The following is a 26,055-nucleotide window of genomic DNA, read 5'->3' on the forward strand; positions in this document are numbered from 1 at the left end:
TTGATTATCAAATATAAATAGAGACTAGATTGTTTGAATATCAAAGTAAAGTTCGCCTCAGCTCAAGGCCAAGGTTTGTTGCGCTTGCTTGCTAAACACACGGGTTAAATTGGCCAAAGTGGTTGAGCGGATCGAGGCATGCTGCCAATACAGGGCAATATCAACGGTAATGTCAGGCGCTAGCAAGACAATGCGCTGCTCGGCGAGTGCATCTTGAATCATGCATTCCGGCACCATGCACCAACCTAGGTTGAGGGCCGCGGCCTCAACAAAGCCTTTTGAGGTGGGGATGTAGTGGGTCGGTGGTTGCAAAGCCTGCCCCACCGCCGCCTGGATAAAGCGATTTTGCAGCTCGTCCTTGCGGTTAAACACCAGCATCGGCGCAGCCTTCAAGGACTCGGCTGTCAGTCCCTGAGCGAAATAGCGTGCTTTAAATTGGGCGGAGGCAATGGCGTGATAACGCATGATTCCTAACGGATGGATATCGCAGCCTTGGACGGCTTTGCCCTCAGACGTCACGGCACCAATCACACTGCCATCACGCAGTAGGCTCAAGGAGTGATCTTGGTCATCCACCACCACATCAAATAGATAACCAAATTGCTGACTAAGATCCGCCAACGCTGGCAAGAGCCAGGTTTCTAAGGAGTCATCATTGACCGCAATTTTCAGGCGCCGCTGGGCCATCTGCGCCGGCTGGTCGAGTTGAAAATCGGCAAAGGCTTCTGCTTCCAAAGCCAACATGGGCAGTACTTTGCGTAATAAGGTTTGCCCTGCTTCAGTCGGCCGACAGGGAGGCTGGCGCACAATCAGCACTTGGCCAAGACGATCCTCTAAGGCTTTGACCCGTTGCGAAATCGCCGAGGGCGTGACGCATAAACGTTGCGCCGCGCCATCAAAGCTAGCCTCTTCAATCACCGCAGCAAAGGCGGCTAACTGCGGATGCACTAAACTCATGCTTATCTCCAGATTAAATTTTCTTAACCATGCCCATATTTATTAATTTTACTAAATATAGTTCACGCCGCACTATTACGACGTTCTCTCATCTATAGGAAAAGCATTATGTTGACGGCACTCTTATCCGGCTTTACCACAGGCGCAGGCCTGATCATTGCGATCGGCTCACAAAATGCGTTTGTGCTACGACAAGGTCTGCTACGTCAGCATATTGGCATCATTGTCGCCATCACTGCACTCAGCGATATTCTGCTGATTTCTTTAGGCATGGCGGGTATTGGCTTTCTGATTGAACAATGGCCTGCTTTGCTGGTGTACCTGCAATGGGGCGGCGCGGCCTTCCTGGGCTACTATGGACTGTTAGCGGCACACCGCGCTTGGACGGGCGCTGGCGCGTTACACGCAGCGCAAAATGTCGGCCAAGCGTCCCTAACCAAGGTGGTACTGACCTGCTTGGCATTTACCTTTTTAAACCCCCATGTCTATTTAGACACCATGGTGTTGCTGGGCAGCTTATCGACTCACTACCCAGGCATGGGACAAATTACTTTTGCTATCGGCGCTTGCAGTGCCAGTGTGGTGTGGTTTTGCTCTCTAGGCTTTGGCGCACGCCTACTGCGTCCAGTGTTTAATCGCCCACTGGCTTGGCGTATATTGGACGCCATCATTGCTGTGTTTATGCTGATCTTAAGCATGACGCTAGCACTCAGTTAATCGAGGAAGACCTAGCGATATGTCAGACCCTGCTCAACCAATCTTTTGGCGTAGCGCAGAACTACCATTTGTGGAACTACGCTATATCGAAGACGGCCATCGCGTGCGCTACACTCCGCACTCTCATGAGCAATGGTCGATCGGGGCCATTCTAGCGGGGCAAAGTTCGTTTTTATGTGGTGATCGCTTACATCAGGTTGCGCAAGGAGACCTAGTCATCATGAACGCCCATGAAGTCCATGCCTGCAACCCTGCACCAAGTTCTCCTTGGTCATACTATATGCTACATGTGGACTGTGACTGGCTAGGACAGTTGCTCCAGCAAGCCGGTTTGCAAAGCACCGCTACATGGCGACCGACCACTCAAGATACGCTTAGCAAACTAGAGGCCTTTCAAGCTCTGCGTGGGTTAGGTGATATACTGCTATCGGATACAGCGAACCAGCATAAGGCGGAGGCCCTGAATACCTCACTTATTCAAATCTTTAAGCATTTGCAAAGTGACGAACAAGCCAACTCAGTGCCAGTTCCAACGTTACTTTCTCGGATCGCTTATTACCTGATTGAAAATGCTCATCAAGACGAAGCCATCGCTGATATCGCAGCCAAATTTGGCGTCAGCAGCGGCTATCTTACACGCCAATTTAAGCGCCACTATCGGATGACACCTCATGCATTTCGTTTAAATCGACGTATTCAGTTAGGACAGATTGCTCTGAAAAATGGCGTTTCGATCATTGAGGTTGCCGGGCAATTTGGCTTTAGTGACCAAGCCCATTTTCATCGCGTGTTTAAGGAACGCGCGGCGGCAACGCCGAAGCAATATACCGCCAGCCATATCGAATTCTAGTAAGCGATCACAGCGCAACTGCCGATCAAGCCCATCGCTAGGGTGCGATTTAATAGCCGAATCCGCTTAGGTGTGTTGAGCCATTCGCCCATCCATGCCCCTAACAGCACCCAGACCATCAGCGACAGCCAGCAGATCACCAAATAAAGTCCTGCAAACAGCCAAATCCCCTGAGCATCATTCGGCGCTGTATAGGCAGCAATGCCAGAAATCGAGGCTAACCAAGCTTTCGGGTTAAGCCATTGCATCAAGGCTCCGAGCCAAGGCGTAGGTTGATTTTGCTGTTGCTCGGCGGGCAGTTCGCCACTGTCTCGCCAAAGTTGGTAACTGATGTACAACAAAAAGGCGACGCCAGCCCATTTGAGATACCACATCAGCTCTGGCAAAGCTTTGATAAGCTGCTGTAAACCCAAACCAATCAGTAGAAACAGGGCGATAAAGCCAAGCGTGGCACCCGTGACAAACTTTAGCCCAACACGAATACCATAACGGGCGCCACTGCTGACGCCCACTAAATTCACCGGACCTGGCGACAGCGACGCTGCCAGTGCAAACAAACTCATTGATACAAGGGTCGAAACTACCATTACATGCACCTCACATTGAACAATGTGCAAAGCATGAAGCAGCTTAGGTTTAGAGTATTGAAGAATACTGACCCGTTATCGAAATCCTGATCACAGCATTCCCATGAAATGCCACCAAACAAAGTTCAGCGGTAATAACAGCACAATGGTGATGGCAAACGTCACCAGGCAGACTTTACTGACCAAGGCTAACGGCAACTTGCCCAACGCCATAGCGGTGATCAGTGGCGGCGCTTGATACGGCAGCAACACGGTGGAAAAGGCCATCACTTGTGACATCACAATGGCATAACTCGACAGTCCGGTAATGTCCGCTAAATCCCCAGCGAGGGGGGTAATAATGGCCGGAATACCGGCCAAATTGGCGATCATCCCAACCAGCATAGAAATGCCCGTCATCAAGGCTAAGTTCAAGCTGTTGGCCCCTTCGCGAAAGGGGGCCACTTGCGTTAAACCATTGACGATGGACTCGCCCAACCCCGTGTAGGCAATGGTAGCGCCCAAGCCAATAATGCCGGCGGCAAAAAACAAAGGCCCATAATTAAGGTCTTTGCTTAAGCACTGCTGGCTGGTCAGACCACCCGCTGGCCACAGACACGCAGCACAGGCTACTAAGCCAATCCAACCGGGTGAAATATGGTGCAGGCTGTCACTCAACCAAGCGATAAAACAAAGAACTAAAATCAGCAATAAGTGCTTTTCTTTGCGTGATAACTTGGTTTCATCTGACGCGACTGTTTTGGCTTGATGGATAGGATCGGGCGCAGGGAAGAGCCACAGAATCACTACCATGACTAAGATGGCTTTGACGATGCCTAGCACAGGAAAGTGCAATACTAGGTAATCCCAGTACGACAAAGCATCATCATAGAGCGCTTCATTGATCCCTGATAACAGCATATTCGGGGCATTAGCCGGCAAGATGGCAAAGGTGGGTAAAAAGGTGCCAAACGCTGCCGCCAGTAAAATGCCATAGCGCCCAGTAGAGCCTTCCTCATAACCGAGCTGTTCCGTGATGGCCGCAACAATGGGGATTAACAGCACGGCACGACCAATGCCCGATGGGATCAAGAACGCCAGCAGCACACCAAACAAGGTGGTGCGAATCACAACGCTGCGATAGCTGTTGCCTAACACCTGCACCAGCAGCCCCGCCGCCTTATGATTTAGACCGGTATATTGAATCGCCGCACCAAACACCATGCCACTGAACAGCAGCCAGAACGTGGACGAGGTAAAGCCTGACAAGACCACGCTGCCGGGGGCTATTTGTGTCACCGTAATCAAGGCAAACATGGCCACTGCAGGCCAAAACTCCGGCACATATGAAGTCGCCCAGAGCGCTGCACAAAACACCAGCACGCCCAACATAGCGGCTTGTAGGGAGGGTAAATAGAGGCTGCCTAACAGGGCACTGGCAGCCGCCGCCAGTGTAATCCCCAGCACCGGAAAAATCGGATTGACGGCTCTATCGTTTGCTTTTTCGGACATGAATACTCCCTTATTATTGTTATGCGTACCATCAACATAGCAAGACTGGTGCGCGAAACGAATTCCATTCTTAGCAAGGGCTATTCAATAATCGATCCTGTCTGATGATCTTTAGCCTGTTAACACGGCTCCGGCGCCAATCGATGGCCCGCAATGGCGGGCGCACGCTGAACCCAATGGGCTTGATCCACGGCGTGCAGCAAAAATTTGGCAAAATCGACGCGCCGTAATCGGTTATGGGCAATGCATGGCGCCCCAACATATTCAGCGCTGTTCGGCATACCTTCGCTTTCCCCTTCTTCTAGATCACTGGCCCGAACGACCGTCCAAGCATGGCTGGAGGCGAAGATCCGATTGACTGCCTCGACCTGATCTTGCAAATCGGCAATGCGCAGCCAGCGCATGACTTTTGCCAACCAATGAATCAACAAGGTTTGCCTTGGACAGTGTTGATCGCGTTCATCAAATTGAATGTGCCAGCCACAAGAAAACAGTAACCGCGCCCCTACTTTGGAGAAGTTCAGTACGGTTTCCACGGTGCCTTGCGCATAGCCCGACACGCCCCATGGCACCAGCACCGTGATCACTACATCGGCCTTTGGCAAGATGCGCGACAACACCACATAGTCATCACTGGCGGCGGGGACGACATCAATTAAGCCGCGCCAAATATCCAGCTTATGCACGCTACGTGCGCGGCAGACCGCCGTCACGCGATAATGTTTGGCTAGAGCTTCTTCAACCAAATAGCGCCCCAACTTCCCTGAAGCACCGATAATCACCATATGTTTGTCCGAGGCCATCGCCCTCTCCCCATTAATTTTGCATAGCAGCAGTATAGAACTAAGATGTAAGGGTCAAAATCGCGCAAAAATGCACAGCAGGTATACATAAACGTATGACGACACGAGATCAGCAATTGGATTGGAACAGCTTAAAGTACTTCTGGGTAGCGGCTCAGCAAGGCTCATTTTCTCAAGCCGCGAAGCACTTAGGTGTCAGCCAACCCACGCTGAGTCGACAAATTCAGACACTAGAGTTAGCTCTGAATGTCACCTTATTTGAGCGCAGCAGTAGTGGTTTGTACCTCACCGAAGCAGGGCAGCGTTTATTGCAGCATACTCGCCCGATGGCCAGTGCCGCCGATCAAGTTCAGCTTACCGCGTTAGCGCTGCATGGCGAGCTGGATGGCGAAGTCAGCCTTTCTGTGAGTGAAAGTGACGCGCTGCACTATCTCTCTGATTTGGTGCCGTTTCTTCGGCACCATGCCCCCGCTATCCAGTTAACGCTGCAGGTCAGTAACCAAGTCAGCGAATTAAAAAAACGTGAAGCCGATATCGCGATTCGTAGCTTTCGCCCGACGCAAGCCGATTTGATCACACGCAAACTGTATGACGAACAGATTTGGTTTTACGGCACACCCGATCACCTAGCCCGCTACGACCACGCCCCCCCCTTAGCGGAACGGCACGACTTGGAAATTATTGGCTTTGAACGTAATACGGATTTGATCACACGTTTAGTCGCGCTTGGCTGGCCAGTCAGTGAGCGCAACTTCCCCATTGTCACCCACTTCCAAGCCTTGCAATGGGCACTGGCAAAGCAAGGGCAAGGATTGGTCCTGATGCCCCAAAGCGTCGGTGACGCTTGCGCCGAGCTAGAGCGTGCTTTTGTGGAAGATGGCCCTGTCTTCACTCTGCCGATTTGGCTGGTGACGCACCGAGAACTGCATACCAGTCCGCGTATTCGTCGTGTGTTTGATCTACTAGGGCAGTGGTTTGAGCAACAGGCAAACAGAGCATAGTCGCCTTTAATCACAACATTCCCCTTTAAATCGGCCATAGGCGGTGCTTAAATTCTACGTACGCTCTGATACTTGAGACCCAGCATGGCAAAATCTAAGCGCGGCATTTTCCGTTGGCTGTATTCGATTGTTTGGAAGCTAGCACTGCTATTGGCGCTGGTATTGGTACTGCTGCGCTTTGTCCCCCCGCCGACCACCGCCTTTATGCTACAAAGCCCTTATCCGGTGGAACAATCTTGGGTCGATATTGATGAGTTACCCGCCCATCTGCCACTCGCTGTAGTGGGCTCAGAAGATCAACGCTTTCCCGACCACTATGGTGTCGACTTTAAAGCCATCGGCAATGCCTTAAGAGATTACGGCGATGGCGAAGGGTTACGCGGCGCCAGCACCATCACCCAGCAAACCGCGAAAAATTTATTTCTCTGGCCTGGGCGTAGCCTGATTCGTAAGGGCTTAGAAGCGGGTCTTGCGGTGAGTCTAGAAGCGATCTGGGGCAAGAAACGCATTCTCGAGGTGTATCTGAATATTGCCGAATTTGGCCAAGGCATTTACGGCGTCGAAGCGGCGAGCCAGTATTATTACAAGCGCTCAGCGCGCCAGTTAACGCCCAATCAAGCGGCCCGCCTGGCCATCTTATTGCCCAGCCCACGCCTGCGTAACCCGAATCGTTTAAGCCATCATTTGGCGCAACGGGTCAGTTGGATTGAGCTGCAAATGCGCCAGCTAGGCAGCAACCACTTACGCCAAATTCTTGACTGATGCACGGTTACTGACACGCCCTATGATACTGAATAGCGTTAGCCAATCCCGCGATAACAATTTCAATTTTTTACGGTTGCTCTGTGCGCTCGGCGTATTGCTGGCGCACAGTCATTTGGTGTTCACCGGACAATCCTTAGAATGGTCGTTACTGGGCGTTCGCATCGACCATCTATTGGTCAGCGTTTTCTTTGCAATCAGTGGCTTTTTGATCTGTAAAAGCTTGCTGCAATCAGACGATTTAAAACGCTATTTTGCCGCCCGAGCATTGCGTTTATTGCCCGCTTTGCTGGCCTTATTATTGATAACCGTATTGGTTGTCGGACCACTTTTCACCACGCTCAGTAGGCATGACTATTTCGCCTCTCAGCTCACCTGGGATTACTTACTCAATGCCAACCTTTTGAATATTCACACCCAATTCGAGCTCACCGGCGTGTTTGCCAACGCACCCTACCCCAACAACGTCAACACCTCGCTTTGGACGCTACCGATCGAAGCTTGGCTCTATATGATGGCCGCTATGGCCTATTGCTTGATAACGTTAGGTATCGAGCATTGGCCAAATCTAAACCAAAGAGTCTTACTTAGTGTCGGCGTCTTAGGGTTGCTGGGCTTAAGCGTTATCGGACACACAGCTCTTCAGCATCGCGACGATGACGCTCCGGTCATGCTGTTATTTATCTGTTTATTTTACGCTGCCACACTGGCCTACAGTGCCCGAACAAAACTGATTTTGCGTTATCGCTACGCAATGGTGCTGTGGTTACTGGCACCCTTGGCCGATAAAACCGCCCTCTTTAGCGCGTATTTTGCCATCGCCATGACCTACTCTGTGTTGCTATTAGCGTATCGCCCAACTGGCTGGATTCGCCAATTTAACCGCCTTGGGGACTACTCCTACGGTGTCTATATTTATGGCTTTTTAGTGCAACAAAGCACGCTACAGTTGTGGCCACAGGCATCCTTTCTTGGCTTTGTTCTACTGTCGAGTTGGATCACACTTTTATGCGCCGTGGCGTCTTGGCATTGGCTAGAAAAACCTTGCTTGGCACCCTTAAAAACACAGCATTCTTTTAAGGGCGTTCGCCCCATTTAGTGTTAAAATCCCCGCAAATTGTTCGCACATCAGACAGGCCTGCCATGACCGTTCTCTTAATGACTCCTCCTATGACTCAGTTGAATACCCCGTACCCAGCGACGGCGTATCTCACGGGCTTTTTACGTTCCCGTGGTTACGACGCGGTGCAACGGGATCCTGCGATTGAGCTGTTCCTTGAGATGATGACGGCACAGGGCTTGGACATTATGCGCCAGCATGTGGAAGAGAACTTCGAGTCCTTCGATGACGATGAGCTGCCGGATGTGATTTACACCTTCCTCGCCGAGTTTGACCGCTACCGTTTATGCGTCGAGCCGGTAATTCGCTTTTTACAAGGTAAGGACTCTAGCCTTGCCATGCGCATAAACTCGCGCCGTTTTCTACCCGAAGGCCCAGCCTTTGATGTGATCGAGCAAATGGAAGCCGTGTCTGGGGACGTGCTGAAAAGCGCCTTTGGTAACTTAGGTGTTCAAGACCAAGCCAAGTACCTAGCGACCTTATTTATCAATGACTTATCCTCCGTGATCACGCAAGGGGTGGATCCTTACTTTGAAGTGAGCCGATACGGCGAGCGCTTGGCTGCAGCCAACCCAACCTTTGATGATCTGTACGATACGCTAATGGGCGAATCGAGCTTTAGTTCAGAAATCCTTGAGCAGTTGGTGGAAGTCTACCTTGAAGACACCCAACCCAGCGTGGTTGCCCTAACGGTTCCTTTCCCAGGCAATATGCTGGGTGCGCTGCGCATCGCGCAAACCTGTAAAGAGATTAACCCCGATATCCCTGTGGTGTTGGGCGGCGGTTTTGTCAATACCGAGCTGCGCGCCCTCAAAGACACCCGCGTGTTTGAGTTTGTTGATTTTATCTGTGTCGACGATGGCGAACGCCCGTTTATGACCTTGCTGGATTACTTTGATGGCCAATGCGAAGTCGATGATCTGGTGCGCACCTACTTCCTCGCCGAAGACCAAGATGGCGAGCCGTTTGTGTACTTCAATGACAACAAAGCCCTGCACGATATCCCGCAAACCGAAGTCGGCGCACCGGTCTACGATGGCTTACCACTGACTGAATATTTGTCTTTGTGTGAAATGCTCAATCCAATGCATCGTATTTGGAGTGATGGACGCTGGAACAAGCTGACCATCGCCCACGGCTGTTATTGGAAGAAGTGTAGCTTCTGTGATGTAAGCTTGGATTACATCGAACGCTATGATTATGCTGGCGCGGATCTTTTGGTCGATCGTATCGAGCAACTGATTGAAGAAACCGGTCAAACTGGCTTCCACTTTGTTGATGAAGCCGCGCCACCTAAAGCACTGTTTGCCCTAGCCGAGCGCTTAATCGAGCGTGGCGTGGTGATCAGCTGGTGGGGCAATATTCGTTTTGAGAAAACCTTTACGCCAGAGAAATGCCAACTGCTGGCAGACTCTGGCTGTATCGCCGTCAGTGGCGGTTTGGAAGTAGCCTCAGATCGTCTACTGAAACTGATGAAAAAAGGCGTCAGTGTCGAGCAAGTAGCACGCGTCACCAAAGGCTTCAGTGATGCCGGCGTCTTGGTGCATGCCTACTTGATGTACGGTTTCCCAACACAAACTGAGCAGGAAACGGTCGATGCGCTGGAAATGGTGCGCCAAATGATGTCCCACGGCTGTTTCCAATCGGCTTACTGGCACCGCTTCGCCGCGACCATTCACAGCCCCATTGGTATCAACCCAGAAGAATACGGCATTACCTTGGCAGAGCGACCTGAAACTCTGTTCGCTGAGAACGATGTGGACTTCTTTGACCCAACTGGCACCGACCATGAAATGCTCGGTAATGGCCTACGCAAAGCCTTGTACAACTACATGCACGGCATCGGTTACGACCAGCCGATGAGTTTCTGGTTTGATCAGCCTGTGGCACGCCCCACCGTCAAGAAAGATCTGATCAGCAAAGCCTTTAGTAGCCTGATTGCAAGTGCTTGATCTATTTAGATTAGTCATTTCAACTGGCTAACAGAACACAAGACAAGCGCGGCTAAATCCGTCACTATGGAGCCAATGTACACATTGGTTATCAATAGGATGCAGCATGACCGCGCTTAACCTTGATCGTATTTTTGATCAACTCTTTCCCATTTGCCGCTCAATCACTGGCCCCGGCATTACCCAATCACTGCATATTCTAAAGGAATATATGCCTTTAGAAATTAAAGAGGTGGCAACTGGCAGCCAAGTCTTTGATTGGCAAGTACCGCAAGAGTGGGCGCTGGAACACGCTGCGTTATACGATATGAATGGCAATGCGATCTTCTCTAGCGAAGACTCCAATCTGCATGTATTAAATTTCTCAGAGCCATTCTCCGGAGTGGTATCCCGACAAGAGCTGTTCGCTCATTTGCACTCTATCCCAAATCTGCCCAACGCCATTCCCTATGTGACGTCTTATTACAAACCACGCTGGGGACTGTGCGTTTCTGAAGAGCTGAAGCAGACGCTGACAGATGAGTCTTATCGTGTTGAAATCAAAACGAAAAAGTACGATGGCGCACTGCGCTACGGGGAATATTTTCTGCCGGGGGAAAGCCAGAAAACAGTACTGATCAGCACTTATTTGTGCCACCCAAGCATGGGCAACAATGAGCTATCCGGCCCGCTAGCGATGCTAGGCTTGTATGAAAAACTCGCTCAACAAACGAGCCGTCACTACTCTTATCGTTTCGTGGTCGTGCCAGAAACCATTGGCTCGATTAGTTATCTCGCGACCACCGAGAAACAAAATCTTGAGCACATAGTGGGCGGTATCGTTTTGACTTGCTTAGGTGGCCCGCACGATAAAGTCAGTTTTAAATTAAGCCGTCGTGATTGGTTAGACGACAGCTCTAGTATCGATCAGTTGGCCCGCTTATTTGCCAAGGCCGATGCCGAGCATTATGAAGTACGCGAGTTTACACCAACCTCCGGCTCCGATGAGCGCCAATACTGCTCACCCAGTGTGAATTTACCTGTTATCCAAGCGGCCCGTACCGCGTATGGCAAGTTCCCTGAATACCACACCAGTTTAGACAATAAAGCCTTCACCACCATTGCCGCGATTGAAGACTCGATCGACAAATTAAGTCTGTTTATTGACTGCTTCGAGCTGAGTCACATGACTCTCCAATCGACAGTGGCGGGCGGTGAACCCATGCTGGGCAAGCACGATCTGTATCCCACCATGAACGGCCCCATGACCAATAAATTGTCCAGCGATAATGCTCTCGACTCTCGTGCTCAACTCAACCTATTACTGCAGTTGCTATCGCTTTTTGATGGCAGTCGAACGCTGGTCGAGGCCGTAGAAAAGCTTGATTGCAGCGTGATGAACGCCATGCCGATAGTCCAACAGTTACTTCTGAAAGGTATTTTGGAGAAAACATCATGAGCTTTGTGTTTATTTCCGGTGACCACCCAAGACACCGTTTTATGGCCTATCAGCTCGCTAAGTCTGGGCACATGAAAGCCTGGGTTATAGAGCAGCGAGAAAACTTCGTACCGACGGCGCCAGCCCACTTGGCCGAAGATTTACAGGTACTGTTTAATCAACATTTTCAATTACGAGAAAGTGTTGAAAACAGCTGGTTCCAATACGAAACGTTACAGTTGCCAACACTGCACACCTCCCATGCGGATCTAAACAGTGCGGCGACGATCGACTTTATCAAGCAATTTTCGCCGGATCTGGTGTTAAGCTATGGCTGCCATAAGTTAAGCGATGCCTTTATGAAGGCCGTCAGCAGTGCCTTCTGGAACACCCATGGCGGCTTGTCGCCGGACTATCGTGGCACCATTACTCATTTTTGGCCGAGTTACTTTTTAGAGCCGCAAATGACCGGCATGACACTACACGAAACAACGCCGGAACTGGACGGTGGCGGTATTATTTTCCAAACCGCCGCGCCCATGGTTCGAGGCGATTCGCTGCACCAACTAGCCGCGAGAAATGTCGAGATCTACGCCACAGAGCTAGCCGAAAAACTCACCGATCTCGACTTTAGCAAGCTACCTGCGGGCATCACCCAAGCCCACTATGGCAAGGTGTTCCGCTCTTCCGATTGGCGCCCAGAACACCTTCGCCTGATTTATGAGGTGTACCAAGACAAGGTTGTCGACGCCGTATTGGATGGCCACATTAAGGGGCGAGAGCCCACCTTGGTCTGTGTCTTGTAGAGCCCTATTCCCATAAGCCTTCAATCTCGCAAGGGTCTACTGTGTAATGTGGATCCTTGTGCCAATCACACGATCATCGCCCCACCAAAACACGCCTATTTTCGCCATTAGTCACTCCTCCCAAGGGTTTCAATTTTCCTTTAAAAACAGCCACTTTCGGCCTTGTTACAACCCTTTTTTGGAGTAACAAATCCCCCTTTATGCTGTTCCACTGAGTGGAACACTTGGCACTTTCTCATTTACCTTTTCGGGCTTGCTGGCAATGATGAAACCATCAGTTTTAACACTGAACGGCGAATGACCGTGCTCAGATGTCTTCCCAATAAAAATAACAGAGTGGACCCAAATGATGATCAAACAACTCTCTCAATGCGCCCTGCTGACTCTTGCTGCGGTAGCCTTACCTGCGCTGGCGAAAACCCAAGTGGTCACCCTAGGAACCGGAACCCCAGTCACTAATCCAGAACGTGTTGGCTCAGCCACGGCAGTGGTTTACAACGATAAAGCCTACCTGTTTGATATCGGTCCTGGTGCCGTGCACCGTACCATTCAAGCAGCGGCCAATGGCTTGCCACAATTGCACCCGACCAAGATCGAAAACCTCTTTATCACCCATTTGCACAGCGACCATATTTTGGATTATGCCGAGCTGGCGTCCACACTTTGGTGGCGTCGTGATAACCAGATCTCAGTATTTGGACCAAAAGGCATTCAAGCCATGACCGAAGGCTATTACGAGATGCTGCAAGTGGATTTGGATTTACGTCTGCATGGTCTACAACCGGTCAAAGATCCAGAACTCTATAAAACCAAGGTGACCGAATACGAACACGGTGGCTGGGTATTCCAAGATGGCGATGTCACCATCGAAGCGTTTGATGTGCCCCACGGCGATATCGAGCCCGCTTTCGGTTACAAGATCACCACGCCAGATAAAACTGTCGTCATCTCTGGTGACACTGGCTACAGTGAAAAATTGATCGAGATGGCCAAAGGGGTCGACATCTTAGTCCACGAAGTGATCAATGACGAAGCCTTGAAAAAAGTCTCACCGGTTTGGCACAACTACCATTCGCAGGCCCACACCCCAGCCGCAGAACTGGCAAAAGTGGCCAATGCCGCACAACCAGGTTTGCTGGTACTGACTCACTTACTGTTCTATGCTGAGCCAGTTGAATCCACTGCTGACCAAGTTCGTGAGCACTACGATGGTAAGGTAGTCTTGGCAAATGACTTGGATGTATTTGAATAGTTAACGAGAGTTTTATATGACACTAGCCCTTGATCGCGGAATCCAAATCTTAGCAGAGCTGGGTAATGCTCAAGGGCTAACGCTCTCAGAAATTTCACAACGCACAGACATTCCGAAAAGTACCACCCATCGATTATTAAAGCGCCTTTGTGAGCAAAACCTGGTACGACAAAACTTGCTCGATCAGCGCTATCGCAGCAACGTGCTATTACCACAACAATCCGAAGTGCATATTCCTCCCGCAGAACAGCCCCTGATTGAAATCATATGCCATCACGCCGAAGCCCTTACCGACCAAGTACTTTGGCCATCGGATATTTTTATCCCAATCGGCAATCAGTTGATATTGGTCGAAAGCACTCGCGCCCTGACCCGTTTGCATATCGCCCATTGCCGTATTCAAACCCAAGTCGATATGCTGCGTTCTGCCGCTGGCCGCGCGTTGCTAGCCTTTAGTGTACAAGAAGATAGCGAGCGGTATCTGCAGCAAGCTTGGAAAGAACCCAGCTGTCATCGAGGTGATCAACAGCTGTTTACGCAAGCCTGGCCTAGGCTATGCGAGCAAATACGCCAACAAGGCTACGCTTTTCGCGCCCCCAGCTATTTTGGTGAACGCCGCTGCGGTGATGAGTTACGCGCCATGGCCGTGCCAGTGATCACAGATGGAAGAGTCCGCGCCTGTATCAATTTGGTGTGGCCGAAACTGTTTGCCAGTGAGGAGGCCTTTGCCAAGGATTATGCTGCGCCGTTACGGCAAACTGCCACTGATATCGGTAACCAATTAAGCGCCGTATAGCTGATCAAACCCTGCTCCATTTTTGAAGGTCTGTGTTACGCTTCAACAAAGGGAAAAAGTTCTTGAGCGGATAACAAGACAATAGGATGGTGCTATGCAGTTTGGTGATTCTTCTATTATGTTGCTAGGAATTGCGCTGTCGTTAGGGCTACTGATTGGCGTTGAGCGCGGCTTTAAATATCGTGACCAAAAAGATGGCGCACGGGTCTCGGGCCTACGCACCTATGGGCTTACGTCATTACTTGGCGCGGTCTCAGCCATGCTGGCTGAGCAATTGGGCAGCTTCCTGCTGGGCGTTTTTTTTATTGGTTTAGCGATCGCCTTAACCGCCTCTTATGTGGTTAACAGCACTCGAGAACACTCCTCCCTGACCTCGTTGATTGCTTCACTGCTGGCCTTTTGCTTCGGTGCTATGGTGATGGTGGGCTATGTGGTCGAAGCGGCCTCATTGTCGGTCATCACCACCCTATTACTCAGTTTAAAAGGCGAACTACACCGCTGGCTGTGGCTGATTGAAAAGAAAGAGCTGTGGGCGGCTTTAGAGTTGCTGATTATGTCCGTGGTGATTTTATCCGTCATCCCAGATGAAGACATGGGGCCTTGGAACGCACTGAACCCTTATGAGATCTGGTGGATGGTGGTACTGATTTCCAGTATTTCCTTTGTCAGCTATTTCGCCATGAAATTCGCTGGCGCGCGCAAGGGCATCATGGGCACTGCATTGTTTGCCGGTTTGGCGTCCTCTACGGCACTGACACTACAATTCTCGAAAATGGCGAAACAAGTGCCCGCGGCCGCACCGTTGTTAGCAGCAGGCGTCCTGTTTGCCTGTGGCACCATGTATCCACGTGTGCTTTTGGTGGCCAGTGTGATCAACCCCGAAATTTTATCACTGCTCGCCATCCCCACACTCACCATGGCTGTGGTGACTTATATCCCAGCGCTTTGGCTCTGGTATCGCGGCACACGAATGGTGCCGGAAAACGTGCCGCCACCGGCATCGCCTTTATCGCTTTGGTCGGCATTAGGTTTCGGCGCCTTGTTAACGGGTATTTTATTACTTAGCAGCGGTCTACAAGCCACTTTAGGGGATGCGGGGGTATTGATCTTGGCAGCGGCCTCCGGTGTTGCCGATGTGGACCCGATCAACCTGTCACTTTCCGGCATGAGTCGCGAAGGCTTGGCACTGGAAACCGCGGTATTGGGCATCGTCATCGCTGCGGCAGTGAACGGCCTTCTCAAAGCCGGTATGACCGGGGCTATTGGCGGACAAGAAATGTTTAAACGCGCCACTCTACCGCTTGTGATCTCCAGCACCGTAGGGCTAGCTTTAGCCATCGCCGTGTAAATTACGCAACCCCAAACAAGCGTGCTGCGTTACGCCAGAAATACTTTAAGTTAAGGCTATGATCATGTCCTCTATTTACCGCAAATGGCTGTGTATTTCATTTCTGCTAAGCGTTGTCTTTAGTGGTTTCACCCTAATCGCCGCCATTTGGCTTAATCGCCAGTTTGCCCTCTTCACGGAGCTGGAGCCTATCTCGCTTTGGCTGCTGAGCATCTTCTTGGTCAGCCAAAACCTGATCGTCTTACCTTGGCTGTACTGGCTCGACAAGCGTAAAGCCATTAAGCGCAATAAAGAGCGCATCCCTGAACGGATTTTGCATTTAGGCGCTCTGCTTGGCGGAGGCCTAGGGGCTTTGTATGGTCAACGCCGTTATCGCCACAAAACGCAAAAGCCACTGTTTCAATTGAGCGCATGGGTGGGGATTATCTTGATCGCAGGCATGCTCTATCAAAGTTGGGCAAACCCCTTCTAGCTGAGTTACAGTTTATAGCGGTTGTCGACTGAGAATTAAGATGGGCCAACATGAGTTTGAGCGCTTGCAGCAACGTTTAGCGCAAGCAGAACAAGACGTTTCGCAGCTGCAGTATTTATCCATGAGCAGTGTATTTTACACCCACGCCGAACTAAACGAGCCGTGGGGCGTGAGCCTGCCTTCGATACCCGACAGCACCATGTTCCATTTATTGCTAGCAGGACAAGCCATCGTCGAAGTCGGTGATCAGAGGGTAGCCCTAGAGGGTGGAGATTTCATCCTGTTACCGAAGGGGAAAGGTCATGCATTACTGGACTCGCAGCGCTCACCGGCACAAGACCTACTCAGCCTCCCCTTAGAACCAGTTTCCGATCATTATGAACGTTTAAAGCTTAGCGGAGATGGCGCTTATTCTGCCGCCTTGTGCGGTACCGTGATCTTTCGCAGCCGCATCAGTCAGGCCATGCTAGAGTCCATGCCCGACCTTGTACTACTGTCGACGCAGTCCCCTTATTACAACACCGTCCGTCAAGCAATAGAGCTGATTCGAGCGGAATTATTGCAAGAGCAATACGCCACCAGTGCCGTCGTTGCAAGACTGGCTGACATTGTCATTTTGCAAAGCATTCGCGCCTGGGTCGAGCAAGCGGTTACTGAGCCTCAGCGTTTTTTTGACGCCCATGCCGACCCTCGTTTGGCCCAGGTCATGAATCTCATCCATCAACACCCTGAGCACAGTTTAAGCATCGAATGTCTGGCAAACTCAGCGGCGATGTCACGCACAGCCTTTATTAATCACTTTAAAAAAGTCGTCGGCATGCCGCCCAGGCAATATGTCTCTGAATGGCGCTTGAACCTTGCCAGAAACCTGCTGCAGAGTCGTACCGATACGATTGCACAAGTGGCAGAGTCGGTCGGCTACCAATCCGAGGCAGCCTTCAGCCGCGCCTTCAAAGACAAGTTTGGCTACCCGCCTTCGCAAAATCGACGCTAAGGGTTAACGCCATACCCCGGTATAGGCCGTTTTTTTAACGTACTCATTGAATGTCAGCGCGGGGCGTCCGAGCAGCTGTTCCACCGTATGGGTGGTGCTGGCATTGCGACCATCGAGCACTTCCGTAAACAGATGCTGGAGTAAGGTGATCAAGTCATCCGGCACTCCCTGTTGCGCAGCGGCCGCTAGGTAATCTGCCACCGAGACAGGTGCATAAGTCACCGGTGCGTCGATCGCATCACTGATGTGTTCGACACATTGCTGGAAGGACAACAGCTCAGGCCCAGTGACCTCAAACAATTGATTGTTCAAGCTGGCCGTAGTCATCACTTTCGCAACCACCTCCGCGATATCATCGGCGTCAATGAACGGCTCAAGGGCTTGCGCCTGAGGCAACAGCAGTGTTCGCGAAACGATGCCATCGACCATAAAACTTTCGCTAAAGTTCTGCATAAACCAACTGGCTCGCACAATATTCCAAGTCAGTCCGCTATTCATGACTAACTGTTCGGCTTGCTGAGCACCAGGCTCACCGCGTCCGGACAAGAGTACTAGATGCTGCACACCTGCTCGTTTGGCAACCTTAAGCAGCTGCGCCACATCCGAGGCCGCCTTGGCCAAGGCAAGGTCTGGGTAATAGGTAATGTATAACACGTCGATTTCAGACAGCGCATCAGCCCAAGTACTGGGTGCATGCCAATCAAAATTTGGCATACTCGCCCGAGTAAGTGCACGCACGGATTTGCCTTGTTCAGTCAGCAACTCACAGACACGTCTACCTGTTTTACCGTTTGCACCAATTACACCGTAATGAGTAAATGTCATATCAAGCTCCTTTAATCACAATTGATTTAACCGTTATCAGTGTGGTCAAAGCTGCTCGAAAGCAGAATGATGCAATGTCTTGAAAACTTTGCAGATCGTACAGAAAGCCTTTTTCTTAAGCGCAGTGAAATTATTTTCGTCTTTCTTCAAATAAACGTTGACTCGGTAAACTGCTGTCTATATATTAAACACCAGCTAGAAAGTTTGCGTGTTTAAGTCCTCGTTACGTAGTGTTATATAAAGTAGTCCTTCGTCTTGTAAGATCTAAAATATTGTCTTTTTCTCCGCTACATCCGCCTAATTACAGGCACTTTTATTTTTTATCTACAGGATATCGATTATGTCTAACAAAACGACTGGTACAGTAAAATGGTTCAACGAAACTAAAGGTTTCGGTTTCATCCAACAAGAAAACGGCCCTGACGTATTCGCACACTTCCGTGCAATCGAAGGTAACGGTTTCAAAACGTTGACTGAAGGCCAAAAAGTTGAGTTCGTTGTAACTCAAGGCCAAAAAGGCCCACAAGCTGAGAACATCGTTGCTCTTTAATTCTTAATTAAAGCAGCACATTAAAAAGGGGCGATACCGCAAGGTATCGCCCCTTTTTATTTGCGAGTGCCCCGTCCTACATAAGGTGCTCACCTTTCACTTCGAGACTACCACTGACTGTGCCAAATAGGGGGCCGTGTAAATCAGCTGGCATACTGCACTATCGTCATGCAGACTTAGAGCCTCTGTTTTTTTAAAGTATCTTAGGGCTTTATATGCTTGCCGCCATTGTTCAATTTTCCCGCTCACTCACGCTACTCGCTGCTTGCGCGACGCTTCCAGTGGCTTTGGCACAAACCGATACTGAAAGCTTCTTTGAAAAAATAGACACTCTACAAGCGTCCCACGCATCCAGTGCTGAGCGCATAGCCGCCCTAAGTGCCCTATTCCACGGCGCACCTTATGTGGATGGCAATCTTGGCGAAGGGACGCAGGGCAAATACGACCGCGATCCACTGTATCGCTTTGATGTGTTCGACTGTACCACTTATGTGGAAACCGTCTTAGCCGGCGCACTCTCTACTTCTGCCAATGACTTTGCCAGCAATATGCGAAGAATCCGTTACCAGGGTGGGCACGTCTCATTTGTCAGTCGTAATCACTTCGCCAGCGCCGATTGGATTCCTAATAATCAGTGGCTGCTAGAAGACATTAGCGAAGCGGTAGGGCAAGAGCAGACCTTGATGGCCAACACATTGATCGACAAGCCAGCATGGTATCAAGCCATGTCAGAAAATCGTCTGCAAGGCCTGCCAGATGGGATCGATCGCAGCGCCTTACTGCAAGCGTTGCAGCAAGAAGGTAAGCACTTTAAAGCGCAACAAGTCTCTACCCCGTATGTCCCTCTGAGCGCCGTATATCAGGGAGAGAAAATCAATCGTGCCTTACTCGACCGCATTCCGAGCGGCAGTATCATCAGCATGGTACGGCCAGACTATGATGTAAAAAAGTGGATCGGTACTAATTTGAATATTACCCATCAATCCATTGCCATTCGTAAAGCTGGCACACTCTATTTGCGCCATGCCAGCCAGTTCAAGAAAGAGGTCATCGATGAAGACTTTGTCGAGTACTTCCAAAAATATGACAGCAAATCGACGCTAAAAGGCTTTAACGTGCAGCAACCTACTTTTTAGTCTGCACACAAAAAAGCCGCCCCGTTACTGAGGCGGCTTCGACTTAAACATAACTTAATGCACGATGCCATCCTGCAACATACGCATTTCGTCGTGACACTCTTTCATCCGCGTATAAATGCGGCGTAAGGTCACTTCGCATTCGGGCGCTTGGTCTTTTTCCAGTGCCCGGTCAATTTCCGCCAGCACCTTATCTTCGACTTCTTCAAGCTGGTCTACATAGTGCTCGGCACTGCTTTCGGGTGAAATTTTATTAACCAATTTGGTGTACACCTTGCGCACTTCCGTCATGCGATCGGAGCCTGTTTCAAAGTCCCCTTTTTCGACCACTGCGAACTTCTGCAACTCAAGTACAGCAGACTCTTTGGCATCGATCATGCGATTGAAAAAGCTGGTGTATTCCGAACGATCTACTTTACCTTTCGCTTCATGGTAAAACTCAACGCCACTGTTCATCACTTTGATGATATCTGAGATGTGATTAACCTCTGGTGTATGCTGTAACATAATTTTCTCCTTGGTTATTCGTTCGTTTACATCGCTTGCTTCGAGCTTGTATGGCGAGCTTTTTCTCAACCACACCGTTAGATTTGACGACTCAGCCGGAGATTTCAACGTCACAAAATAGACTGCACTGGCATTACACTTTTACTGCGAGTTTTGACAGAAGGTTGTCGCCCTGCGCCAACATCGAGAGACCACTTATCAAAAACTCAACGGCTAAAAACAACAACATCACACCCATCACTCGTTGTAGCCAACTCATTATGGTCGGATTCAATACCGCCTGCTTGAGTCGATTCCCAGCGACAAAGTAACTCGCTGGAGCGCCGCCTGCCATGGCGCCCAACATCATCGACATAAGCAGAATCATCGCCCCTTCCACATGGGCATTGGGAAACTGCACGGTCACAATGGGCAACACCGCCACCATGGCTTTCGGGTTGGTTAATTGCATCAGAAAGCCCGCTACAAAAGTAAGGTTCTGCGGCGTGTTGTTAGCCTTCTGGACTTGAAAACTCGCTTTAATAATTTTTAGTGCCAAGTAAGCAATGTATGAACCGCCGGCCAGTGCTGCAACACCTTGCAGCGCTTCGGTCATAAACGAGCTACCCAGATACCCCGTAACAATGAACAGCAAGCACATAGCCACGCCAACACCAGCGCAGAAGCGCAACGCCCGCCAACCGTAATCAGACACGCCGGCGAACAAAGACAGCATATTTACAGGGCCTGGGCTGTACATCATGGCCAAGGCAAATAGAAAAATTTCGAGCATAGCAAAGCCTCCAACGGCGTGTGAGTCGGATCGAGAACAATGGAAAAGGAGATAGATTAGCGGGCGAGAATCAGCTGCTGGTACTGCCTTGGCGTCATGCCAAACACCGGCTTAAAGCGACGATTGAAATGACTGAGATCGTTAAAGCCCAACTCACTCACCACATCGAGTACCGGCACACCGGAGCGCAACGCTTGCTGGCCTCGATGAATGCGCACGTTGAGCCAATATTGATGAGGCGTCATACCGGTATAGGCTTTAAAGCAGCGCAAAAAATGGTACTTGGACATACAGGCCACTTGGCACAAATCGTCCAACGAGACTTCGTCTTGATAGTGATCCTGTAAGCAGTCTTTGGTACGTTCTAACAGTTGCTGGCGGCGCGATTCCGCAAACAAGGGCTGGTTCGATTGATAACGTACTAGCTGTTCACTGAGCTCGAATAATAGCGATTCATACTCACTCGACGTGCCCGTTTTTAGCTCAATTAAGCGCGCCAGACGCAGGATTTTGTCTTGTACGGCTAGGTCAGAAAATACCGCATCTTGAATGCGGAACTGCTCCGGCGAGTGGACATTGAGCGCGTCTAAATACGGTGCTAACTGTTGCGGATGAATGTACAACATGCTGTAGGTCAGCGCCGTGTCTTCGCCAGATTCACCATCGTGGGCATCCCCCGGATTAAACACCATGATTTGCCCAGGATGGCTTTTATGGAATGCACCTTGGGTGTAGAAATCCTGACGGCCGCTGAGCGTCACACCAATCGAATACTCTTCATGGGCATGAGTGCTGTAGGCGAAGTCGGTCATGGACGCTTTCAGCAACATGACATCCTCAAGCCCTTGGCTGTTCATAAAGGTAAAACGATTCTCGTCGGACATCTCCAACCCCAAAGTATGTGTTGATCTGCACTAAGAAGACTACAACTGATGATAGCAAAGGTATTGGACAAAATTGCGCACTATCAACATAGCTTATCTGTTGGCGCCACAGCGCTTTTCAAACACAGCATTTCATTCTATGGTGTGGCTTTACGATCATTTGGAATGGCAACTATGACCTTTACCTACTTATTCGATCCGCTGTGTGGCTGGTGTTACGCCGCAGCGCCTGCGATCAAAGCTCTGCGTGAAGCTGAGCTTGGCAACATTGCCATGGCACCAGTGGGCTTGTTCTACAACCCTCGCCCAACCAGTGACATCGCGGACTTCGCCAAAACCAACGATGAGCGCATCCAATCTCTGTCAGGACAAGAATTTTCTGACGCCTACTTTGAAAACGTATTGCAGAAGCCGGATGGCGTGTTTTCATCACGCGCCTTAACGCTTGCGACCCTATTCCTTGAAACGCAACAGTTAGGCCTTGCTGGTGAACTCCTGCATACTGCACAGATTCGCCGTTACGTAGAGGGTATTGATACATCGGATACATCCGAAGTGGCAAACATTGCCAAACAGGTTGCCGCTGAGCAAGGTATTGAAGTCGATTCACAAGCCCTAGCGGAATTACTGCAAGACGGCAGTCCACTGCAGCAGCAGGCCGATCAAATGGTGCAACAAGCCAGCCAACTATTAAGCCGTTTGCCCGGCTCTGGCGGCGTACCGCAATTGATCATGACCAACGAAGAAGGCCAAAACTACATCTTCTCCGGTGCCGATTTGTACCAAGGCGCGGAAGGATTCCTTGGCTTAGTAAACACCGTGCAAATGGCCCTATCAGGGGAAATTACTCCGGAAATGATGGAGCAGATGCAAGAGAAGTAATCAATAAAGCTCCTTTGAACGGACTTTCAAAGGAGCTTTATAACTTGAGCGATCTAAAGGTATCTGCTGTCCATTTAACATGGCAGTACCAGGTGTCATTTCAAACTTAGACACATACTCGCCGATTCAGCACCGTGATACATCTCACCTCGATACATCCAATCTTTTAGATCCGTGTAGGCAACTGATCGGTGCGGCTCAGCTTTCTTGATAATTTATCAATCCTTGCTGATACTGAATGATGTAATTCCCCCCATTGAATCTCTCTTGTTTTGAAGGTCAGCATGGATGAATAGATACCGTCAAAAATCGGGCATTTCGGTCAGAGTTTTATTCAGCGGCAGCATCATCATTAGCATGATGTTATTAGCAGCTAGCCTCACTATCTTTTCCTACCTCTATGGTCGTTCGGCCCTTAATCAGCAAGTAGAGATTAACGCGCAGCAAACGACACTGGCACTTGAAAAACAAATTGAAAGAGTGACCTCTACGGCTGAACAAAGCGTGAGATTGCTGCAGTTTGACACTATAACAAGCCTGCACAGTATGGATGAGCGCGCTGAACGTCTGCCTTTTCTGGCAAGCATGATCAAGATGAATAGGATCCTGAGCGCCATCTATGTCGGCTACGATGACGGCGACTTCTTTTTATTACGTTCTCTTGAAAGCCCTGTTGCTCGCGAACGGCTAGAGGCTCCAGAAGGCGCCCAGTTTCTGGTACAAGCTATCGACCGCAATAAGTCAGGTGAGATCGAAAAGGCCCGCTGGACATTTCTCGATGAAACGCTCAGCCCCTTGCAACAAATCACCCAGCCAAACGGCTATCACTATGATCCGAGAGAGCGGCCTTGGTTTCAGCGAGCCCAGACACAAACTCACTCAATCTTAACAGAACCCTATTTATTCTATACCACCGATGAAGTGGGTAGTTCCTTTGCTATCAATAATGCAGACGTTGGGGCTACCGTCGGGGTCGATGCCTCCATTCATGATTTATCGCAGTATATGCATCAGCTAACGCCATCAAGCCCGGTACAGATGGCCATTGTGGATCAAGATGGGCGCTTACTGGGTTACAACAAAACCGATGTTACCTTAGCCACCTATACTGATTCCGACCGCCCTACTTTAAAAACCGTCGGACAACTAGAAAATAATGCTTTAGCACAGTTGCAAGCCCAGCCTGACAACGCACAAGCTCTCACTAAGTATTACTCGGATGATGAACAGTGGTATGGCATACGCTCTCCCTTAGACGGTTCGAACATCCAAAACTGGCAATTACTTTACGCGGTGCCACAATCCTTCTTACTGCAAGACGTCAATCAAAACCTGCGTAACCAACTGCTGCTATCCAGTGCCGTGATTCTGATTTTGATGCTGTTCGGCTGGCTGGTCGGCCGCTCGATCTCACACCCTCTGCATCTCCTATCTGAGGAGGTTAGCAAGCTGTCCTCATTTGATTTCAACCGCAAGATTGATGTGAATTCGCCAGTGAAAGAAATTAATGTGCTGTCATCATTAACCGATCATATGGCGCTCACCATCCATAACTTTCAGTCTATTTCCCACACCTTGGCGCATGACCCTGACTTAGAGCGCATGCTAGAACAGGTGTCCAATCACCTGATTGCCATTACCTCCTCTAAAGCAGGTGCTGTTTATTTATTCAATGAGTCCAAACAGGAAATGCAGCGCGCCACACAAACATATATAGACTGCCCAGAAACTATTCCCTGTCATAGCGCGGAGTGGTCAGAGTTACGCGCGACATTAATGGAGCACCTTGACGGCACACAACAACAGTTATTTTTAACCCCGCTAGTCGATCGCGATCACTCGATTCTGGGGGTTCTATTACTGCAGCTCCCCGAAGGCTCTCACGTGAACATCCAATCTTTCCAACACTTTATGGATGAGATCTCTGGTGCGGCGGCCACCGCGATTTCAACGCGCCGGCAACTGGAAGCGCAACAAGAATTGCTCGATGCGATTATTCGCCTACTCGCCGATGCCATTGACGCAAAATCCCCCTATACCAGCGCCCACTGTGAGCGGGTGCCGGAGCTGGCTGAAATGCTCGCCGAAGCGGCTGTTCAGACAGACAAAGGTGAGCTAGCCAAATTCAACCTGAATGATCATCAACGCCGTGAATTTCACATTGCAGCTTGGTTGCACGACTGCGGCAAGATCACCAGCCCAGTGCATGTGGTCGATAAGGCCACCAAGCTTGAAACCATCTATAACCGCATTCATGAGGTGCGCACTCGCTTTGAAGTACTATGGCGTGATACAGACATTGAGTATTTGCAAGGCGTATTGGCAGGAGAAGACGAAGCCAAGCTTTCGCAACAAAAGCAGCAGTGTCAACAGCAGCTAACGTCCGACTTTGCCTTTGTCGCCCAATGCAATATCGGGGCTGAATTTATGGCCGAAGAGGACCAAGAACAGTTACAACGCATCGCCCAACAAACTTGGACGCGTCATTTCAGCGATCGCTTGGGCTTATCGCAAGACGAGCAGCAACTGCTACCTGAAACACAGGAAACCTTGCCCGTACAAGAAACTCTGCTGACAGACAAAGCCGAGCATATTGAACCCTGGGGAGAGCGGCGCCCTGCTGTGGAAGCTGACAACCCAGATAACATTTGGGGCTTTGATATGGAGCTGCCTGAGCAAGCAGTTAATAAAGGGGAGCTCTACAACCTCAGCATACAGCGGGGCACACTGACGGATGAGGAACGCTTTGTGATCAAGGATCATATGGTGCAAACCATTAAGATGCTGTCGGCGCTGCCTTTTCCAGATGAATATAAAAATGTGCCCAGCATCGCGGGGAATCATCATGAACAACTCAACGGTAGCGGCTACCCCCGAAAACTCGATTTAGCGCAACTCAGCGTGCAAGATCGAATCCTCGCGATTGCCGATGTGTTCGAAGCGCTAACCGCTTCAGACCGCCCTTATAAAGCTGGCCATAGCCTTTCGAAATCCCTCTCCATACTCGCCAATATGGTCAAAAATGATCATTTAGATGGTGATTTATTTAAGCTATTTGTAGAGTCAGAAGTCTACCTCGCCTACGCCAATGCCTTCCTTAAACCGGAACAAATCGATACGGTGGATAAAGAGCAGTTATGGCAATTGGCGGGGTTCAACATTGAGTCAGTTTGA

At 50.1% G+C, this 26,055-nt stretch carries 25 protein-coding genes; 17 read left to right on the top strand and 8 right to left on the bottom strand.

From position 1 onward, the window contains the following. Window positions 1-57 precede the first annotated feature (57 nt). Complete coding sequence (locus MAQ5080_RS14590; protein ID WP_067211635.1) at window positions 58-957, bottom strand: LysR family transcriptional regulator ArgP; 900 nt, start codon at window positions 955-957, stop codon at window positions 58-60. A gap of 108 nt (window positions 958-1,065) precedes the next feature. Here MAQ5080_RS14590 and MAQ5080_RS14595 point away from each other — a divergent pair, with 108 nt between their 5' ends. Next, a complete protein-coding gene (locus MAQ5080_RS14595) occupies window positions 1,066-1,674 on the top strand; it encodes a LysE/ArgO family amino acid transporter (RefSeq protein ID WP_197464632.1) in 609 nt (202 codons plus the stop codon). Window positions 1,675-1,693: 19 nt separating this feature from the next. Continuing rightward, window positions 1,694-2,524 (top strand): AraC family transcriptional regulator, encoded by an 831-nt coding sequence (locus MAQ5080_RS14600; protein ID WP_067211629.1) that lies wholly within the window; start codon window positions 1,694-1,696, stop codon window positions 2,522-2,524. Here MAQ5080_RS14600 and MAQ5080_RS14605 read toward each other — a convergent pair. From MAQ5080_RS14605 to MAQ5080_RS14615, 3 genes are all read right to left on the bottom strand, one after another. Further along, window positions 2,521-3,111, bottom strand: a complete 591-nt coding sequence (locus MAQ5080_RS14605) for a LysE family translocator (RefSeq protein ID WP_067211625.1) — start codon at window positions 3,109-3,111, stop codon at window positions 2,521-2,523. The two genes, MAQ5080_RS14600 and MAQ5080_RS14605, sit on opposite strands and share 4 nt — an antisense overlap. 90 nt (window positions 3,112-3,201) lie before the next feature. Beyond that, window positions 3,202-4,602 (bottom strand): SLC13 family permease, encoded by a 1,401-nt coding sequence (locus MAQ5080_RS14610; protein ID WP_067211622.1) that lies wholly within the window; start codon window positions 4,600-4,602, stop codon window positions 3,202-3,204. A 119-nt stretch (window positions 4,603-4,721) separates the two neighbouring features. After that, entirely contained in the window at window positions 4,722-5,405 is a 684-nt protein-coding gene (locus MAQ5080_RS14615) for an NAD(P)H-binding protein (protein ID WP_067211619.1), read from the bottom strand. Window positions 5,406-5,500: 95 nt separating this feature from the next. Here MAQ5080_RS14615 and MAQ5080_RS14620 point away from each other — a divergent pair, with 95 nt between their 5' ends. The 11 genes from MAQ5080_RS14620 to MAQ5080_RS14670 all read left to right on the top strand — a co-directional run bounded on the left by MAQ5080_RS14620 (window position 5,501) and on the right by MAQ5080_RS14670 (window position 17,325). Further along, window positions 5,501-6,406: a LysR family transcriptional regulator gene (locus tag MAQ5080_RS14620; RefSeq protein ID WP_067211616.1), complete on the top strand. Its 906-nt coding sequence runs from the start codon at window positions 5,501-5,503 to the stop codon at window positions 6,404-6,406. 84 nt (window positions 6,407-6,490) lie between these two features. Continuing rightward, window positions 6,491-7,168: a monofunctional biosynthetic peptidoglycan transglycosylase gene (gene mtgA, locus MAQ5080_RS14625; RefSeq protein WP_067211612.1), complete on the top strand. Its 678-nt coding sequence runs from the start codon at window positions 6,491-6,493 to the stop codon at window positions 7,166-7,168. Window positions 7,169-7,190: 22 nt separating this feature from the next. Then, the gene (locus tag MAQ5080_RS14630; RefSeq protein WP_067211609.1) at window positions 7,191-8,267 is read left to right on the top strand and encodes an acyltransferase family protein; all 1,077 of its coding nucleotides are present in this window, start codon (window positions 7,191-7,193) and stop codon (window positions 8,265-8,267) included. Between the two features lie 71 nt (window positions 8,268-8,338). Further along, on the top strand, window positions 8,339-10,240 hold the full coding sequence (locus tag MAQ5080_RS14635; RefSeq protein WP_231870847.1) for a B12-binding domain-containing radical SAM protein: 1,902 nt from the start codon (window positions 8,339-8,341) through the stop codon (window positions 10,238-10,240). A 106-nt stretch (window positions 10,241-10,346) separates the two neighbouring features. After that, the gene (locus MAQ5080_RS14640) at window positions 10,347-11,678 is read left to right on the top strand and encodes a DUF4910 domain-containing protein (protein WP_067211602.1); all 1,332 of its coding nucleotides are present in this window, start codon (window positions 10,347-10,349) and stop codon (window positions 11,676-11,678) included. Further along, window positions 11,675-12,463 carry a formyl transferase gene (locus MAQ5080_RS14645; protein WP_067211599.1) on the top strand — a complete coding sequence of 263 codons (789 nt, stop codon included), beginning with the start codon at window positions 11,675-11,677 and terminating at the stop codon, window positions 12,461-12,463. The genes MAQ5080_RS14640 and MAQ5080_RS14645 overlap by 4 nt, the downstream gene beginning before the upstream one ends. Window positions 12,464-12,809: 346 nt before the next feature. Next, a complete protein-coding gene (locus tag MAQ5080_RS14650) occupies window positions 12,810-13,715 on the top strand; it encodes an MBL fold metallo-hydrolase (RefSeq protein ID WP_231870846.1) in 906 nt (301 codons plus the stop codon). A 16-nt stretch (window positions 13,716-13,731) separates the two neighbouring features. Then, a complete protein-coding gene (locus MAQ5080_RS14655; protein ID WP_067211596.1) occupies window positions 13,732-14,511 on the top strand; it encodes an IclR family transcriptional regulator in 780 nt (259 codons plus the stop codon). Between the two features lie 94 nt (window positions 14,512-14,605). Then, complete coding sequence (locus MAQ5080_RS14660) at window positions 14,606-15,859, top strand: MgtC/SapB family protein (protein WP_067211593.1); 1,254 nt, start codon at window positions 14,606-14,608, stop codon at window positions 15,857-15,859. Window positions 15,860-15,923: 64 nt separating this feature from the next. Further along, window positions 15,924-16,331 carry a DUF1294 domain-containing protein gene (locus MAQ5080_RS14665; protein WP_082861124.1) on the top strand — a complete coding sequence of 136 codons (408 nt, stop codon included), beginning with the start codon at window positions 15,924-15,926 and terminating at the stop codon, window positions 16,329-16,331. A gap of 40 nt (window positions 16,332-16,371) precedes the next feature. After that, on the top strand, window positions 16,372-17,325 hold the full coding sequence (locus MAQ5080_RS14670) for an AraC family transcriptional regulator (RefSeq protein WP_067211589.1): 954 nt from the start codon (window positions 16,372-16,374) through the stop codon (window positions 17,323-17,325). A 3-nt stretch (window positions 17,326-17,328) separates the two neighbouring features. On the opposite strand, the gene MAQ5080_RS14675 is transcribed toward MAQ5080_RS14670, so the two are convergent. Beyond that, window positions 17,329-18,150, bottom strand: coding sequence for an NAD(P)H-binding protein (locus tag MAQ5080_RS14675; protein ID WP_067211586.1), 822 nt, complete (start codon window positions 18,148-18,150; stop codon window positions 17,329-17,331). Window positions 18,151-18,490: 340 nt separating this feature from the next. Between MAQ5080_RS14675 and MAQ5080_RS14680 the strand changes: the two genes are divergently transcribed. Beyond that, on the top strand, window positions 18,491-18,700 hold the full coding sequence (locus MAQ5080_RS14680; RefSeq protein WP_067211582.1) for a cold-shock protein: 210 nt from the start codon (window positions 18,491-18,493) through the stop codon (window positions 18,698-18,700). 215 nt (window positions 18,701-18,915) lie between these two features. Beyond that, window positions 18,916-19,836: an N-acetylmuramoyl-L-alanine amidase-like domain-containing protein gene (locus MAQ5080_RS14685; protein ID WP_067211579.1), complete on the top strand. Its 921-nt coding sequence runs from the start codon at window positions 18,916-18,918 to the stop codon at window positions 19,834-19,836. A 54-nt stretch (window positions 19,837-19,890) separates the two neighbouring features. On the opposite strand, the gene MAQ5080_RS14690 is transcribed toward MAQ5080_RS14685, so the two are convergent. The 3 genes from MAQ5080_RS14690 to MAQ5080_RS14700 all read right to left on the bottom strand — a co-directional run bounded on the left by MAQ5080_RS14690 (window position 19,891) and on the right by MAQ5080_RS14700 (window position 21,999). Then, on the bottom strand, window positions 19,891-20,343 hold the full coding sequence (locus MAQ5080_RS14690; protein ID WP_067211575.1) for a PA2169 family four-helix-bundle protein: 453 nt from the start codon (window positions 20,341-20,343) through the stop codon (window positions 19,891-19,893). A gap of 133 nt (window positions 20,344-20,476) precedes the next feature. Then, window positions 20,477-21,115, bottom strand: coding sequence for a LysE family translocator (locus MAQ5080_RS14695; RefSeq protein ID WP_067211572.1), 639 nt, complete (start codon window positions 21,113-21,115; stop codon window positions 20,477-20,479). Window positions 21,116-21,171: 56 nt separating this feature from the next. Further along, a complete protein-coding gene (locus MAQ5080_RS14700) occupies window positions 21,172-21,999 on the bottom strand; it encodes an AraC family transcriptional regulator (protein WP_067211569.1) in 828 nt (275 codons plus the stop codon). 165 nt (window positions 22,000-22,164) lie between these two features. Here MAQ5080_RS14700 and MAQ5080_RS14705 point away from each other — a divergent pair, with 165 nt between their 5' ends. Next, a complete protein-coding gene (locus MAQ5080_RS14705; protein ID WP_067211693.1) occupies window positions 22,165-22,881 on the top strand; it encodes a hypothetical protein in 717 nt (238 codons plus the stop codon). Window positions 22,882-23,169: 288 nt separating this feature from the next. Next, window positions 23,170-26,055, top strand: coding sequence for an HD domain-containing phosphohydrolase (locus tag MAQ5080_RS14710; RefSeq protein WP_067211567.1), 2,886 nt, complete (start codon window positions 23,170-23,172; stop codon window positions 26,053-26,055).

It is taken from the genome of Marinomonas aquimarina (assembly GCF_900089755.1).
GTDB lineage: Bacteria > Pseudomonadota > Gammaproteobacteria > Pseudomonadales > Marinomonadaceae > Marinomonas > Marinomonas aquimarina.